The following is a 14,868-nucleotide window of genomic DNA, read 5'->3' on the forward strand; positions in this document are numbered from 1 at the left end:
ACTTCCCTTGTTAAGACAATACACCCGGAGTAAGGCTACCTCCGGGTCTGAACCGTTAAGCCTGATTAGCTAACGAGATTCATTTAACACGTCGGATTAACGAGTTGCAGTCGTCGTTGTCGTGTTTGGATTGGAAGAGGAGCTATCACTCGCTGCTGCAATCGCAACACCAGCGATGGCTGCCGCAAACCCAGCAGCAGCAACAGTACTGATAGTACCGACGCTAACTGCTGATGCACTGAGACCACCTGCAGTAGCTGCAGCACCTGAAGAACTTACAGTAGAACCTGCAGTACCTGCAGAAGTTGCTGCGCCTTCAGTTGCAGACATAGCAACCGGCGATGTCGCCAAAGCGATCGCTGTCAGAGCAACATAGATTGCTTTTTTCATATACGTTCCTTATTCAGTGGTAAACAAAGAGAGCCTGACGTTCAGGCCATGGTATTGGGTAATACCCCCAATTAAGTGGTGCCCATTAGAAACAAAAAATGTCAGTCTTAAACAGACACTGGCTGAACACACTTTAAGCTCGCTTTAAAGAGTTTTGCATACAGATTAAAACAATCTCTTCTCCACCCGGGCCCGGTCAAAACGTAAATGTATAACCAGGTGATTTTTGAGAAGAAAGGTAAATAATTTTTTCAAGAAATATAATTCCATAAATATCAAAATACAACTGAAATAGACAATATTAGGTGCTAATGCTCAAAAACAACGCATACTGCCGTCGCCTTCACGCAGAAATGGAATAAATAGTTCAATATCCTGATTTGGCCGCATAATCATATAAAAATCAAGACACTTAAAATGAAGCATCATGAGTGAAGTGATTCCCCCACTATGGCGCAGACTTAAAACCATACCATTAGTAGGTAATATTCTTACTTTCAGCACTCCAAATAACTCCAAGTACCGCACCAATTAGCGCCTTAAGTATATTTATAATTTACGCAGGGTACTTTTTATGCATTTGACAACACCAGCCCTCGCTGGAATATTTCTGGGTGCGGGATCCTGTATCAGGCAACAAGATAAAAATGAAAATATTCCCCTTGTCTTATTACCTTTCCCTTCACTGAAAATATTCAAACCGATCCTGGTTCCATTTGTTGCGCAATTAATCGTGCCAGTGTCATGATGGCTTGTTGCTCTCGCTCTCCCCAGCTCCATGACGCATTCAGACGGAAGCAGTGATCCCAGCAATCATCAGTACAAAACATCCTGCCGGGAGCAATACTGATGTTATACCTCAACGCCTGTTGATAAAGCCGTCGGGTATCAATCTGTTTTGGGAGTTCCACCCACAGAAAATAGCCACTTTCGCTATGATGAATTTTCGCTTCTGGGGGAAAATGCTGACTCAGTGCCAGCAAGACTTGTTGTTTTCTTTCGGCAAGCGTTCTGCGTAATCGTCGTAGATGGGTATCGAAGCGACGAGTTGCTAAAAAATCCACCAGCGCCAGTTGCATGGGTGAACTCGTGGATAAGGTACTCATCAGCTGAAGTTGCTGGATACGACGCGCATATTTCCCCGCAACAACCCAACCAATGCGGAACCCGGCTACCAGGCATTTTGAGTAAGAAGAGCAGTGTAAAGTGATCCCCTGTTCATCAAACGCACGCAATGGCAACGGCCGTTCTCGTCCGTAATAGAGTTCACTGTAGACATCATCCTCAATGACAGTGACCTGGTAACGTTCGAGCAGACGCATTAATGCCTGCTTTTTATTCACAGTCAAGGTGACCCCCAGAGGATTCTGGCTATTTGTCATCAGCCAGCAGGCTTTAACCGGATTCTGCTCCAGGGCCTGCTCCAGGGCATCCAGATCAATCCCCGTGACAGGGTCGGTTGCTATCGCCAGAGCCTTCAGGCCCAGTCGCTCCAGTGCCTGCAGGGCACCATAGAAACAAGGATTTTCTACAATCACCCAGTCTCCTGGTTGGGTCGCTACTTGCAGACTCAAATTCAGCGCTTCCAGCGCGCCTGCGGTGATCACAATCTCATCAGGAGAGACGGGGACACCTTGTTGTGCGTAACGTTGTGCAATCGCATGACGTAATGCTGAGTTACCTGGCGGCAAGTTTTCAATCACGCTCACTGCCGTCGCCGTTTTACTGACGGTAGATAAGGAACGATTGAGTTGCTGTAAAGGAAAGAGTCGAGGATCCGGGAAGGCGGAGCCGAAAGGTACCACCGTAGCATCGCAACTGGCTTGCAGCACATCAAAAATATAGGTGTTGATGTCCACGGCTTCATTGCGTGTCACTTGTTGCCCATGATGATGATTAGACCGGGGACGGGAAGCAACATAATAACCAGACTGCGGGCGTGCCACGATAGCCCCACGGCTCTCAAGAAGCTGGTAGGCATGGCCTACCGTCATAAAGCTCATCCCGCTGTGCCGCACCTGTTCACGTAACGAAGGTAAGCGATCCCCTGGTTTCCAGATATCCATCGCTATTTGTTCAAGAATTTGTTCTGCCAGTCGCTGATATTTTTTCATTTGTTTTCCTCACTTATATCAGGCTAACAAAATAACGTTTTTTTTTGCAACTGTTATAGTCAAATATCACTTTTCTGTCTCTGATAACTTTTCCCGCATAACATTACTATGACCAAGTCTTTTTTGGTCCAGAGGTAGGCATGTTTGCTTTAGACGCATTTCATTTGGCAAGGATCCAGTTTGCTTTTACGGTCTCCTTCCATATTATTTTCCCGGCAATAACAATTGGTCTTGCCAGCTACCTTGCTGTGCTTGAAGGTCTCTGGTTAAAGACAAACAATCCGGTATATCGCTCCCTTTATCAGTTTTGGTCAAAAATCTTCGCCCTGAACTTTGGTATGGGCGTTGTTTCAGGCCTCGTGATGGCTTATCAGTTTGGTACTAACTGGAGCGGTTTCTCACAGTTCGCCGGCAGTATCACCGGCCCATTACTGACCTATGAAGTTCTGACCGCTTTTTTCCTGGAAGCCGGCTTCCTTGGTGTGATGCTGTTTGGCTGGAATCGTGTTGGCCCAAAGCTACATTTCTTCGCCACCAGCATGGTTGCCCTCGGGACCATAATATCCACTTTCTGGATCCTCGCCTCCAACAGCTGGATGCAAACACCACAAGGTTACAGCATTCTTAACGGCCAGGTCGTTCCGGAAAATTGGCTGGAAGTTATCTTCAACCCGTCATTCCCTTACCGTTTATTGCATATGACCGTGGCCGCATTTCTGAGCAGTGCTTTCTTCGTCGGCGCTTCTGCAGCCTGGCATCTGCTACGCGGCAATAATACTCCGGCGATTCGCACCATGTTTTCTATGGCTCTGTGGATGGCGGTCATCGTCACGCCCATCCAGGCCTTCATTGGTGATATGCATGGTTTGAACACCTTGAAATACCAGCCAGCAAAAATTGCAGCTATCGAAGGTCACTGGGAAAATAAACCCGGAGAAGCAACGCCCCTCCTGCTGTTTGGTTTTCCCGATATGGAACAAGAAAAAACCCTTTATTCTGTCGGTATTCCAGCCCTGGGGAGTCTTATCCTTACCCATAGCCTGGATAAACAGGTCCCCGCCCTGACTTCTTTTGCCAAAGAAGACCGCCCGCCTGTCGGCATTGTCTTCTGGTCGTTCCGCATTATGGTCGGGCTGGGCATGCTGATGCTGTTACTGGGGGTAATCAGTTTGTGGCTACGCTATAAAGACCGTTTATACAGTAATCGTCGCTTCCTGCATTTTGCCCTCTGGATGGGGCCATCGGGACTCATCGCTATTTTAGCCGGCTGGGTGACAACTGAGGTCGGCCGCCAGCCATGGGTCGTTTATAACGTCATGCGTACTCGAGATGCTGTATCTGCACATGGTGATTTGCAAATGACCATTAGCCTCATACTGTTCTTTATCATTTATATGTCAGTATTCGGTGTCGGTTACAGCTATATGATACGACTGATCAAGAAAGGCCCACTCCCCCCTGAACATTTTTCCACCAATACGTCGTCAGAACATGATGAGAAGATAACCCTGACTAAAGAGGGGCTACGCTAATGGGCATTGATTTATCTGTTATCTGGTTCGTGATTATCGTTTTTGCCACCCTGATGTATATCGTTATGGATGGATTTGACCTGGGAATCGGTATTCTCTTTCCCTTTATTCGTGACAAAACCAGCCGGGATGCCATGGTGAACAGCGTAGCGCCCGTATGGGATGGTAATGAGACCTGGTTAGTGCTGGGTGGCGCAGGGCTATTTGGTGCTTTTCCATTAGCTTATGCAATTATTATTGACGCTCTGACATTACCACTGAGTTTAATGTTGTTCGGGTTAATCTTTCGCGGTGTCGCTTTTGAGTTTCGTTTTAATGCCACGCCAACTCATCGCCCATTTTGGGATCTGGCTTTTCAGGTAGGCTCCATATTAGCCACATTCTGTCAGGGAGTGGTGGTCGGCGCGGTTATTTCTGGTTTTCATGTTACCGGACGCCAATTCACGGGTGGGGCCTTAGACTGGCTGACGTTTTTTAACCTGTTTTGTGGCCTGGGATTAGTCGTGACCTATGCCCTGTTAGGTGCAACTTGGTTGGTGATGAAAAGTGAAAATCCACTGCAACACCAGATGCGTGTCCTGACCCCCGTTCTGCTGTTATCGTTGTTGGTTATCTTTGCCGTTATCAGTGCCTGGACACCGCTTGAGCACCCACAAATAGCCGGACGCTGGTTTAGCACACCGAATGTTTACTACTTACTTCCTGTGCCCGTTTGTGTATTGCTTTGTAGCTGGCTACTCTGGCGGGGCATTGCCCGCCCCGAAACGCCCCACGCTTTGCCCTTTATCTTCACCCTGGGGTTGGTATTTCTTGGATTCAGTGGCCTGGGTATCAGTATTTGGCCGAATATCATTCCACCTGATATCAGCTTATGGGACGCTGCTGCCCCGACACAGAGTCAAGGCTTTATGCTAGTCGGCGCCCTGTTCATCATTCCAATTATCCTGGTGTACAGCTTTTGGAGTTACTACGTTTTTCGGGGTAAAGTCAGACACGGTGAGGGGTATCATTGATGAATCAGACACTAAAACGCGTATTGTGGATGGTGGGATTATGGGCAGCCAGCGTCCTTGCTCTGGCTGCAGTCAGTAGCCTGTTCCGTTTATTAATGCATTCCGCTGGCTTGACCAGTTAGTAAAAAAATGCCGCGCCTTCCCGAGCGCGGCATTATTGCATCGGACAGGTGATCAGTTCTGTTCAACGATCATTGCCGCTAACTCAATGATGCTGCAACCACACTGCTATTTTCTGTTGCCCTGGCAGCAGCATTTTTTGAAAGTGATCACTTTGCTGGATTTGCTCGTTTAACCGGTATTTCGGTGGCCATCATTCTTGCCCGGCGTAAAGTTCCCCTCATATTTGTGATCCTCTCTGCAGCTGTCGTCACCGCTTCACTGCGTTTTCTGGGCATTCCCTGGCTTATGCCAGAAAAGAGAACCCATTACTCCCTTTCTGATAATCGTAGTAGCGGCCTCTGCAAGGGCGCTACTATGCATATTGCAACAACCCCAGTGAATGCTTTTCAGGATACTGACAAAACTTTTAATCACTTTTGAAAACCCCGCTAGATAACCTCGTGAATGACCGATAGATTAGTGGCATCACTTTCCGGGGAACCTTATTTATGATTAAAATACGTCATAACATCAATATGTTACTTATTATTCTAGCCCTCTTTTCGGGTCAGACGATGGCGGGCATCCCGGGACATAAATATTTCTATGTGCAGAGTGCTGATGCACAATTACGACATAATGCCGACAGTGAGGAAATCCGCGTCACCGCACATAATTCCGCAGAAAATTTTAGAGAACGCTATCGAAAGCACCTGCGGGGAACGCCCCGGTTATTCGTTCGTTGAATGCGCAATGATTTAATTAATACATATTCTGCCACCAACCTGACTCTTTTTTCATTTCATCCACTACTCGAGTTTTCATTTTAAATACAGCATGACAGATGCACGATATGTAATATAAAAAAATATGACTTCATACATAATTAACACAATTGTTTTTCATATGATAATGAGCACGCGATGAATTAGCATTGCCTTTCCAGCAAGAATAAAAAGGACTTTACAGAATGTTAGAAATAAATAACGCACAGGTAAATAATAACTACACATTGCCTGAAAGGCTGGGAGCCAGTCAATTAAAACCATCGTCTGAAATATATAGCATGCCATATGATGCCATTAATCGGGAAAGCACGAACAGTGCTGTTTATGCATCCGTATTATCAAAACCGATAACGGGCAGTACCGATCTTCTTTGTTCACATATTAATTCGATTGAAAATACTCCCACATCTTTGATAAAAAAAGAACCTTTCTACACAAATGGTTTACATGCCGAATTTGGGATACTCACGGGTTCCCCGTATATGGAAGCAAAACCACAGACCATGCTCATTTCTGTGCCGTTTGAAATTACGGAGGATCTCACTTGCTATGGGCTGGTTAGTGCTAATTACGTTAAAGATATGAGCTCAACAAACTCAACGCTACTCTACTCGACGTCCACCAAAGGCCAGCTAGTGGTGAAAGATTTTGCTGCCGATGCCGTCATCCACGAAGCAGACAGAATGTACCAACAGATAGATGCCACAATGGAAGTCTATATCGCAGCACTGGGTAAAAGGCTTAATGTCAATGTGCCTAAAAGCTGGATGTTAACCAATGCCAGTGTCAAAAACACGACGGTTATTTCAGAATATATTGAGAATAATGCGACGGATCATACAAATATTATTTATGGGTTCAGTGAATTACCCAATCATCACTCTTTTATAAAAAATTATCGTGATTCCAAGTTACCCATATTTCATTACCTGATAAACCATCCTCATGCAAAAATAAATTCAACGACCTATGCAAATATCATTGTTCGTGATGACTGCGAACTTTTTTCAATTGACCACGAGGGCTGTTTGAAAAATGGCCGGCGCACACCCCATTTCACGTATGAGCAAATTAATCAGTTTTTTCCTGACCCGGCTCATTATGAGAGATTCAAACAGATGAATTTAACGGGCGAAGTGAACGGAGTATTTGGCGCAGTAACCAAGGAATATAACAAAAAAGTCAGCGACATCGCTGAAATAAACATTGCTGATTTTGAATTCAGAAAACAACATCTTATATCACAATATGAAAAATATCATACTGCCGCATGACTGACATGTTAGCCTCCTGGTTTTGAATGCATGGTTCCCCGGAGCCCCGGGGAACCATTAATCTATTATTCCTGACCGAAGTGGATCACGGTACGAATAGATTTACCTTCATGCATCAGATCAAATGCTTCGTTTATCTGTTCCAGAGGCATACGATGGGTAATGAAAGGGTCAAGATTAATTTTACCCGCCATTGCATCTTCAACCATACCGGGTAATTGAGTCCGGCCTTTAACACCACCAAATGCTGAACCACGCCATACGCGACCGGTAACCAGCTGGAATGGGCGAGTTTTAATCTCCTGCCCCGCCCCAGCCACACCGATGATGACGCTTTCGCCCCATCCTTTATGGCAGCACTCTAATGCTGCACGCATCACGTTGACATTACCGATACACTCAAAACTGAAATCAACACCGCCATCGGTTAATTCAACAATAACATCCTGAACCGGTTTGTCACTGTCCAGTGGATTAACAAAGTCAGTGGCTCCCATTTCACGTGCCAGTTTGAACTTTTCCGGGTTGGTATCGACAGCGATAATACGCCCTGCTTTCGCCTGCACGGCTCCCTGAATAACCGCCAGACCAATCCCACCTAGCCCGAACACGGCTACCGTGTCACCGGGTTGTACTTTGGCCGTGTTATGTACGGCACCAATCCCCGTCGTGACGCCACACCCTAACAAGCAGACTTCTCCCAATGGCGCTTCTGGGTTAACCTTCGCCAGTGAAATTTCTGCCACCACCGTATATTCACTAAAAGTACTGGTCCCCATATAGTGATAGACTGGCTCGCCATTATAAGAGAAACGTGTTGTGCCATCCGGCATCAAGCCTTTGCCTTGTGTGGCACGAACCGCCTGGCAAAGGTTAGTTTTACCTGACTTACAGAATTTACACTCACGACATTCGGCCGTATAAAGTGGGATCACATGGTCGCCAGGTTTCAGGCTGGTGACACCTTCCCCCACTTCAACCACAATACCGCCCCCTTCATGACCAAGTACGGCAGGAAATACGCCTTCAGGATCATCCCCTGATAATGTAAACGCATCCGTATGACAAACCCCCGTATGGGTGATTTTAACCAGTACTTCACCGCGCTGAGGTGGCGCGACATCGAGTTCAACTATTTCCAGTGGTTTTCCTGGCCCAAAGGCCACTGCTGCACGTGATTTCATTATATTTTCCGTTGGTAAATGGGTTTCTATTTCAGATAAGAACGAATCAAACTGTCAATTTCTGCCATTCGCAAAGATCGCTGCTGTTCAGTGGTCTCACCACTGACGAGTTCATCTTTAAGATGAATGGCCATCATTTCGCCCATCAGCCCATTGGCAGCCCCCCGCACAGCAGCAATCTGCTGCAGAATATCAAGGCAGGTGTCTCCCCTTTCGAGGGCTCGTTCCAGCGCTTCAGCCTGGCCACGAATACGTCTGACACGAGTAAGAATACGTTTTTTATCTTTGTCTGAGTGTGGCATAGATGCCTCTCCATACTGTAGGGGGGTATAGTACCAAAAATTATCCGTCCCTGTAAAACATAAATGTCCAAAGCCATTAACTTCATATTAATCAAGAAAAGTCTGACCATCCAAAAGGGATGTTTTACTAACGATTTGTCCTGGCATAATCTGTTTGGTTGCTACACTAATTCGTTGAAGATAATAGTTTTATCAATCAAAAAAGGCATAAAAAGTCCAGCACGGTGATACTGAGGATACTATCCCGGGTAAGATTTACTGGAGAATCACCATCGCATCATCTTTCTGAACACTAAGTACCCCCTTCATGCTTTCAAGGTGTTTGATCTCTTTCCCTGCGTCTTCTTCAGGAATATTCAGCACGATGATATTCATATTTTGCAGATCATAAACCACCGGAATCCCATTTTTAATGACATCAGCCAGAATCTCACTTTTGCTCTCCTTCGAGTAACTGACTATCAGACGCTCAGTATTACCAGCCCTGTCTGGCATCTTATGAGCAGAGCATGACGCCAACAGAAAAACGAATAACATGGCTGCTATTTTCACGGCAGTACCTCCCGGCCAGTGGACGCCCCATATTTAACATCACGATAAAGACTGACTAACATAGCCCCTCCTCCCCCTATCTTGACCGCACTTCAGGAACGATTGAAACTCAACGTATTGATCTACATCAAATAAATTATAAATCTAAAATTTTTTGAGGGGATGATCTGTCCTGGTATACAGCAAATCATGAAGATGACTCATGCAGAAATGAAATTAAATCACTTTTACCCGAGCCATGAGTCAGGCATAAGATACACTCTATTGTTAATTATAGAGAATCTGAAGACGGCTGAATAATATAACCAGAAAGAAAATGGGGCCATTCAGAATGGCACAAGAGATAACTTCAGCTTCCTTTTCAGTATTAAGGTACAAAAAAGATGAGTAACGATTTTACATTTTCAGTTAAAAGCATCCGTTTCGATGAAAATTATCATCCTTCAGACAATACGCGGATCACCACCAACTTTGCCAACCTGGCTCGGGGTGAAAGCCGTCAGGAAAACCTGCGCAATACCTTAAAGATGATTGATAATCGCTTTAATTCCCTGATCCATTGGGATAACCCGAAAGCCGATCGCTATGCTGTCGAACTGGATATTATCTCTGCGGAGATCGCACTGAATGCTGAAAATACCCATGATCCTCTGCCATTGATTGAAATATTGAAAACGACTATTGTTGACAGAAAAACAGGTGAGCGCATTGAAGGAATTGTTGGAAACAATTTCTCCTCTTATTTAAGGGATTATGATTTTAGCGTTTGGTTGTTAGAACACAACAAAGACAAGCCTTCATTCAGTGTACCTGAAAAGTTTGGTGTTCTGCATGGTAATCTGTTCAAGAGCTTTATAAACTCAAATACTTATAAAGAAAACTTCAATAAATCCCCGGTTATCTGCCTCAGTGTTTCAAACACCAAAACCTATTACCGTACCGCGAATCAGCACCCCGTGTTGGGCATCGAATATCAGCAAGATGAATACTCTTTAACGGATGACTACTTCAAGAAGATGGGCTTAAACGTTCGCTACTTCATGCCTCAGGGAAGTGTGTCACCTTTGGCATTCTATTTTGCTGGTGATTTGCTGAGTGATTATACCAACCTAGAACTTGTCAGCACGATCAGTACCATGGAAACGTTCCAGAAAATTTATCGCCCTGAAATTTACAATGCAAACTCCGCTGCCGGGCAGGCTTTTCAACCCAGCCTGAAACATCAGGATTATTCGCTAACACGCATTGTTTATGATCGGGAAGAACGCAGCCAACTGGCGATTGAACAGGGGTTGTTTGTTAAAGAATTGTTTATCACGCCCCATCAAGCGCTGCTTGAACAGTGGTCAGATAATTACACGCTTTAATAATTAAAAAGATAAGGTCACCTGTAATGAAAAAATTATTACCTACGTCCACTGCGGGAAGTTTGCCTAAACCTTCCTGGCTGGCAGAACCGGAAAAACTCTGGTCGCCATGGAAATTGCAAGATCAGATACTTGTCGAAGGCAAATACGATGCTTTACGTTTATCGCTTCAGGATCAACAGCTTGCTGGTATCGATATTGTCAGTGATGGGGAGCAGACCCGCCAGCATTTCGTGACGACGTTCATTGAACACTTGGATGGTGTTGATTTTCAGAAACGTGAAACCGTCAGAATTCGTAATCGTTATGATGCCAGTGTGCCGACTGTCGTCGGTGCTGTCGCCCGTCGGCAGCCTGTTTTTGTTGATGATGCCCGTTACCTGCGCAAGCTCACTGACCAGCCTATTAAATGGGCTCTGCCAGGGCCGATGACGATGATCGATACACTGTATGATAATCATTACAAAAGTCGCGAAAAACTGGCCTGGGAATTTGCAAAAATCCTGAATCAGGAAGCCAAAGAGCTGGAAGCTGCCGGTGTCGACATTATCCAGTTTGATGAACCCGCGTTTAATGTATTCTTTGACGAGGTTAATGACTGGGGTATTGCCACCCTGGAACGCGCCATTGAAGGGCTTAAATGTGAAACCGCGGTGCATATCTGCTATGGTTACGGTATTAAAGCCAATACTGACTGGAAGAAAACGCTGGGTTCAGAGTGGCGTGAATATGAAAAAGCGTTCCCTAAACTGCAAACTTCAGGCATCGATATTATTTCACTGGAGTGCCAGAATTCACGCGTTCCTATGGACTTAATTGAACTTATTCGTGGTAAAAAAGTCATGGTCGGTGCCATTGATGTGGCAAATCACACTATTGAAACGCCAGAAGAAGTTGCCAGTACACTGCGTAAAGCTTTACAGTTTGTTGATGCGGATAAGCTCTATCCTTCCACCAACTGTGGTATGGCTCCCTTACCTCGTCAGGTAGCAAGAGGTAAATTACAGGCGTTAACCGCTGGCGCGGATATCGTCCGCAAAGAGATTTTAGGGCAGTAACCTCGTCAGTCTCAGCTAAGGTAACGCGTATCAAGTCGGAATGAAGTCATCGTTTTGCTTCCGGCCGGGTACGCGTATTCCAGACACTCCAGGGAATCTGACATGAAATATCTTCCCCCATTGATCATCACGCTTTCCCTTATGGTGGCTGGTTGTGCCGCCTCCCATGCCCCAATACCAGAAACCCGTGCATGTATGAAGTACCGTACAATGATGACGGCACCACTCTCTCCTGACGCGGCAGCAGCATTACGACAGCAATGCGAACAATCGCGCCAGTAGCCTCTCATCACCTAATGGATAACATCTGAAATTCATGTCAGCCGGGAAGCTTACGGGCGCTTTCCTTTATTCGGCATCATTCTCAATAATGTGTTGTCTTTGATAAAATAGTGATGAAAGAGTGCGCCTCCCGCATGAATCGCCACCAGGAAATACCCGGTATTCGCGAGTACCCCATGCCAGGATTTAAGGGCAAACTCCACATCCTCATCCGCTTCGGGGCGAAAAGGCATAGTCAGGCCAAAAGCATGCCACTCCATGCCTCGATAATAAACCGCAAGACATCCCAGCACAGGCAGGCAGATAAACAACAGGTAAATCAGGGTGTGAACCAAATGCGATACCCCTGTCATGGCCGGATGGGGTTTAGGGACAATAGGCGGTGCCGGGTAACGCACTCTCACCAGCAAACGGGCAACCATCAGCACCAGCACAGAAATACCACAGGTAAAGTGAATCGCGTTAAAAAGTGGCCGGTCACTACGAGGAGCAAAACCCCGTAACTCCATCGCACAATAAGCCATAACTACCAGTAAAAATACCAGCCAGTGCACTGAAATCTGTAATGTCGTGTATTTACTACGCATAGTCGACCTTTGACATTATACCAATAATGCTGATGGGAATGGCGTCAGTGGGCAACACCGCGCTCACCCTGTAATTTGATGCTTCAGGCGCATCAGTGTTATGACCTATTTTTTATGCCAGTTCGCCCAGGGGCCCTCTGCGGAAATGGCCTCATTATACTTGGGCGCCTCTTCCAGCATGTCAAGATAGAGCGTTTCAACCTCTTTACGGGCCCAGGGGGTACGTCGCAGAAACTTCAGACTGGATTTGATACTGGGATCACTCTTAAAGCAGTTAATCTTGACCTCTTGCGCGAGCCTGGCCCAGCCATAATGCTCCACGAGTGCGTTTAATAAAGCCTCAAGTGTCACCCCATGTAAGGGATCGTTACTCTGTTGCGTTGCCATTGTGGGACCTGCATGACGTGATCGATGGGCACACCTTACTGAGGGTGAAAGTATTATGCAACTCACGTCATGGCAGAATTTTTCACAATAGGTATCAGTACATTAAGCAATATAGTGCAATATTCGAAGATCATGGAAAAACCACAGGGCAACAAAAAGAAGAGATCACCCTGTGGGCACTCAGCGATTAATTTCTTTTATATCAACAGGTTGACCAAAAAGAAAACCTTGGATTTCCGTGCATCCTTCTTCTTCGAGGATGCGTAGCTGTTCCGTGGTTTCAACACCTTCAGCTATCAATGGTGTATTAATTGAGTTACCCAGTGAAATTATCGCCCGAACAAACGAACGCGCCTGTTGGTTGGACTCAACATGGGTCAAAAAACTCCGGTCGAGCTTAATCACATCAAACTGAAATTCACGCAGTGTACTAAGAGAAGAATACCCCGTGCCAAAATCATCCAGGGCAATACTTATCCCCATTTTTTGGAACTGATTAAGAATATTGAACGTCAGTTTTTTATTGATAATAAACGCGGTTTCTGTGACTTCAAATTCCAGCAAGGTTATTGGCCAGGCTGTACGCATTAAAATTTCCCGAACTTTTTCAATAAAATTTCTGTTGCGTAACTGTACCGGCGAAATATTGATGGAGATTTTCTTATCCAGTTTATTGGCCAGTGATTCCTTACAAACCGCTTCGATAACCCAATACCCAAGGGGGACTATCGCGCCACTCTCTTCCGCAATCGGGATAAAAACATCAGGAGGGATCAAACCTCTTTCGGGATGATTCCAGCGCAATAAGGCTTCATAACCAGTGATAGACTTATCTTTGATGGCACGTTTTTCCTGATAATGAATAAAAAATTCACCTTCCTTGATACCCCGCCGAATATCCGCAGCCAGCATATTACGCTGGCGGGTTTTCTCATCCATATCCTTTTCATACCAGCACACTTTGGTATCCAGATTCTCTTTGGCGCGGTACATCGCCAAATCAGAGTTGCTGATAAGTTTATTAATTTCGGTCGCATCGTCAGGATAAACTGCCACGCCGATACTGGCACTGACATTGATTTCAGAATGAGCAAATGACTGTTTTCCACTGAAACAGGCATAAAGCCTGTCGGTGAAATCAATCAATTCACTATCGTGGTTATAAGGCTTGGCGGCAACAAATTCATCCCCGCCAAAACGGGCAACAATTTCATCCTGTTTCAGTATTTTTTGAACCGCTGTTGAAACCCGCTGTAGCAACTGGTCACCGACTAAATGCCCCTCGGCATCATTGATTTCTTTAAACTTATCTAAATCAACCGTGCAAACAGCTACCCGACTGTAGTCAGACTCAAGAAATATTTTCTCTACAAACGTGAAAAATTCAACCCGATTAGGCAAGCCCGTCAACGTATCAAAACGCGCCATCCAGGAAATTTTATCAATGACCTCTTTTTGCTCACTGATATCTCGGGTTATTTTGGCAAAACCCAGCAGGATATTATTTTCATCATAAATAGCATCAATAATGACATGGGCCCAAAAACGACGACCATCTTTTCGATAGCGCCAGCCTTCGCCTTCAAATTTCCCATTCTTTGTGGCCATTTCCAGGTTTCGTGCTGGCAAATCGTTGTTCTGATCTGACTCGCTGTAAAAGAGCCCGTAGTACTTACCGACCACTTCATCACGCGTATAGCCCTTTGCACGACGAGCACCTTCATTCCAGGTGGCAACGGTACCATCGACATTAAGCATATAGATCGCATAATCTTTAACGCTTTCAATAAAATGGCGATAGGCAATATCAGTTAAATTTTCAGAACTCATCAGACCTACATGTCGTATCAGCGTAAACAACAAAGGAGACTAATCTACCGTATTTTGTACTTACCTGCTATGAGGACTTATAAGTACGAACACCGGGACGGATAAT

At 45.4% G+C, this 14,868-nt stretch carries 16 protein-coding genes and 1 pseudogene; 9 read left to right on the forward strand and 8 right to left on the reverse strand.

From position 1 onward, the window contains the following. Positions 1-96: 96 nt before the first annotated feature. Positions 97-390, reverse strand: a complete 294-nt coding sequence (locus tag JK154_RS03265; protein WP_211991078.1) for a hypothetical protein — start codon at positions 388-390, stop codon at positions 97-99. 695 nt (positions 391-1,085) lie between these two features. Beyond that, the gene (locus JK154_RS03270; RefSeq protein ID WP_211991079.1) at positions 1,086-2,504 is read right to left on the reverse strand and encodes a PLP-dependent aminotransferase family protein; all 1,419 of its coding nucleotides are present in this window, start codon (positions 2,502-2,504) and stop codon (positions 1,086-1,088) included. Positions 2,505-2,644: 140 nt separating this feature from the next. Here JK154_RS03270 and JK154_RS03275 point away from each other — a divergent pair, with 140 nt between their 5' ends. From JK154_RS03275 to JK154_RS03300, 6 genes and pseudogenes are all read left to right on the forward strand, one after another. After that, positions 2,645-4,036 carry a cytochrome ubiquinol oxidase subunit I gene (locus tag JK154_RS03275; RefSeq protein ID WP_211991080.1) on the forward strand — a complete coding sequence of 464 codons (1,392 nt, stop codon included), beginning with the start codon at positions 2,645-2,647 and terminating at the stop codon, positions 4,034-4,036. After that, positions 4,036-5,049: a cytochrome d ubiquinol oxidase subunit II gene (gene cydB, locus JK154_RS03280; RefSeq protein WP_211991081.1), complete on the forward strand. Its 1,014-nt coding sequence runs from the start codon at positions 4,036-4,038 to the stop codon at positions 5,047-5,049. The genes JK154_RS03275 and cydB overlap by 1 nt, the downstream gene beginning before the upstream one ends. Next, the gene (locus tag JK154_RS03285) at positions 5,049-5,171 is read left to right on the forward strand and encodes a DUF2474 family protein (RefSeq protein WP_211991082.1); all 123 of its coding nucleotides are present in this window, start codon (positions 5,049-5,051) and stop codon (positions 5,169-5,171) included. Before cydB ends, JK154_RS03285 begins: the two co-directional genes overlap by 1 nt. A gap of 82 nt (positions 5,172-5,253) precedes the next feature. Further along, positions 5,254-5,451 (forward strand): annotated as a pseudogene (locus JK154_RS17700) (AzlD domain-containing protein); the annotation flags it as partial. A gap of 209 nt (positions 5,452-5,660) precedes the next feature. Further along, the gene (locus JK154_RS03295) at positions 5,661-5,897 is read left to right on the forward strand and encodes a DUF2554 family protein (protein WP_211991084.1); all 237 of its coding nucleotides are present in this window, start codon (positions 5,661-5,663) and stop codon (positions 5,895-5,897) included. A 224-nt stretch (positions 5,898-6,121) separates the two neighbouring features. After that, entirely contained in the window at positions 6,122-7,213 is a 1,092-nt protein-coding gene (locus JK154_RS03300; protein WP_211991085.1) for a hypothetical protein, read from the forward strand. Between the two features lie 65 nt (positions 7,214-7,278). Here JK154_RS03300 and JK154_RS03305 read toward each other — a convergent pair whose 3' ends face one another. From JK154_RS03305 to JK154_RS03315, 3 genes are all read right to left on the reverse strand, one after another. Continuing rightward, positions 7,279-8,397 carry an S-(hydroxymethyl)glutathione dehydrogenase/class III alcohol dehydrogenase gene (locus tag JK154_RS03305; RefSeq protein WP_211991086.1) on the reverse strand — a complete coding sequence of 373 codons (1,119 nt, stop codon included), beginning with the start codon at positions 8,395-8,397 and terminating at the stop codon, positions 7,279-7,281. A gap of 26 nt (positions 8,398-8,423) precedes the next feature. Continuing rightward, positions 8,424-8,699, reverse strand: a complete 276-nt coding sequence (locus JK154_RS03310; RefSeq protein WP_211991087.1) for a metal/formaldehyde-sensitive transcriptional repressor — start codon at positions 8,697-8,699, stop codon at positions 8,424-8,426. Between the two features lie 255 nt (positions 8,700-8,954). Next, a complete protein-coding gene (locus tag JK154_RS03315) occupies positions 8,955-9,251 on the reverse strand; it encodes a hypothetical protein (RefSeq protein WP_211991088.1) in 297 nt (98 codons plus the stop codon). A gap of 383 nt (positions 9,252-9,634) precedes the next feature. Between JK154_RS03315 and JK154_RS03320 the strand changes: the two genes are divergently transcribed. From JK154_RS03320 to JK154_RS03330, 3 genes are all read left to right on the forward strand, one after another. Further along, positions 9,635-10,618 (forward strand): DUF1852 domain-containing protein, encoded by a 984-nt coding sequence (locus tag JK154_RS03320; protein WP_211991089.1) that lies wholly within the window; start codon positions 9,635-9,637, stop codon positions 10,616-10,618. 26 nt (positions 10,619-10,644) lie between these two features. Beyond that, positions 10,645-11,676 (forward strand): methionine synthase, encoded by a 1,032-nt coding sequence (locus JK154_RS03325; protein WP_211991090.1) that lies wholly within the window; start codon positions 10,645-10,647, stop codon positions 11,674-11,676. A 102-nt stretch (positions 11,677-11,778) separates the two neighbouring features. Further along, entirely contained in the window at positions 11,779-11,958 is a 180-nt protein-coding gene (locus tag JK154_RS03330; protein ID WP_211991091.1) for a hypothetical protein, read from the forward strand. Positions 11,959-12,008: 50 nt separating this feature from the next. Here JK154_RS03330 and cybB read toward each other — a convergent pair whose 3' ends face one another. From cybB to JK154_RS03345, 3 genes are all read right to left on the reverse strand, one after another. Then, positions 12,009-12,545: a cytochrome b561 gene (gene cybB, locus JK154_RS03335; protein WP_211991092.1), complete on the reverse strand. Its 537-nt coding sequence runs from the start codon at positions 12,543-12,545 to the stop codon at positions 12,009-12,011. A 105-nt stretch (positions 12,546-12,650) separates the two neighbouring features. Beyond that, positions 12,651-12,932, reverse strand: a complete 282-nt coding sequence (locus tag JK154_RS03340) for a VF530 family protein (RefSeq protein WP_211991093.1) — start codon at positions 12,930-12,932, stop codon at positions 12,651-12,653. Between the two features lie 180 nt (positions 12,933-13,112). Next, positions 13,113-14,762: a GGDEF and EAL domain-containing protein gene (locus JK154_RS03345; protein ID WP_211991094.1), complete on the reverse strand. Its 1,650-nt coding sequence runs from the start codon at positions 14,760-14,762 to the stop codon at positions 13,113-13,115. Positions 14,763-14,868: the final 106 nt, after the last annotated feature.

This window comes from Citrobacter sp. JGM124, assembly GCF_018257795.1.
Classification (GTDB): Bacteria; Pseudomonadota; Gammaproteobacteria; order Enterobacterales; family Enterobacteriaceae; genus JGM124.

Excerpts from the sequence above, each read along its gene's own strand:
- JK154_RS03265 (WP_211991078.1), bottom strand. The coding sequence starts at position 390 with ATGAAAAAAGCAATCTATGTTGCTCTGACAGCGATCGCTTTGGCGACA.
- JK154_RS03270 (WP_211991079.1), bottom strand. The coding sequence starts at position 2,504 with ATGAAAAAATATCAGCGACTGGCAGAACAAATTCTTGAACAAATAGCG.
- JK154_RS03275 (WP_211991080.1), top strand. The coding sequence starts at position 2,645 with ATGTTTGCTTTAGACGCATTTCATTTGGCAAGGATCCAGTTTGCTTTT.
- cydB (WP_211991081.1), top strand. The coding sequence starts at position 4,036 with ATGGGCATTGATTTATCTGTTATCTGGTTCGTGATTATCGTTTTTGCC.
- JK154_RS03285 (WP_211991082.1), top strand. The coding sequence starts at position 5,049 with ATGAATCAGACACTAAAACGCGTATTGTGGATGGTGGGATTATGGGCA.
- JK154_RS03295 (WP_211991084.1), top strand. The coding sequence starts at position 5,661 with ATGATTAAAATACGTCATAACATCAATATGTTACTTATTATTCTAGCC.
- JK154_RS03300 (WP_211991085.1), top strand. The coding sequence starts at position 6,122 with ATGTTAGAAATAAATAACGCACAGGTAAATAATAACTACACATTGCCT.
- JK154_RS03305 (WP_211991086.1), bottom strand. The coding sequence starts at position 8,397 with ATGAAATCACGTGCAGCAGTGGCCTTTGGGCCAGGAAAACCACTGGAA.
- JK154_RS03310 (WP_211991087.1), bottom strand. The coding sequence starts at position 8,699 with ATGCCACACTCAGACAAAGATAAAAAACGTATTCTTACTCGTGTCAGA.
- JK154_RS03320 (WP_211991089.1), top strand. The coding sequence starts at position 9,635 with ATGAGTAACGATTTTACATTTTCAGTTAAAAGCATCCGTTTCGATGAA.
- JK154_RS03325 (WP_211991090.1), top strand. The coding sequence starts at position 10,645 with ATGAAAAAATTATTACCTACGTCCACTGCGGGAAGTTTGCCTAAACCT.
- JK154_RS03330 (WP_211991091.1), top strand. The coding sequence starts at position 11,779 with ATGAAATATCTTCCCCCATTGATCATCACGCTTTCCCTTATGGTGGCT.
- cybB (WP_211991092.1), bottom strand. The coding sequence starts at position 12,545 with ATGCGTAGTAAATACACGACATTACAGATTTCAGTGCACTGGCTGGTA.
- JK154_RS03340 (WP_211991093.1), bottom strand. The coding sequence starts at position 12,932 with ATGGCAACGCAACAGAGTAACGATCCCTTACATGGGGTGACACTTGAG.
- JK154_RS03345 (WP_211991094.1), bottom strand. The coding sequence starts at position 14,762 with ATGAGTTCTGAAAATTTAACTGATATTGCCTATCGCCATTTTATTGAA.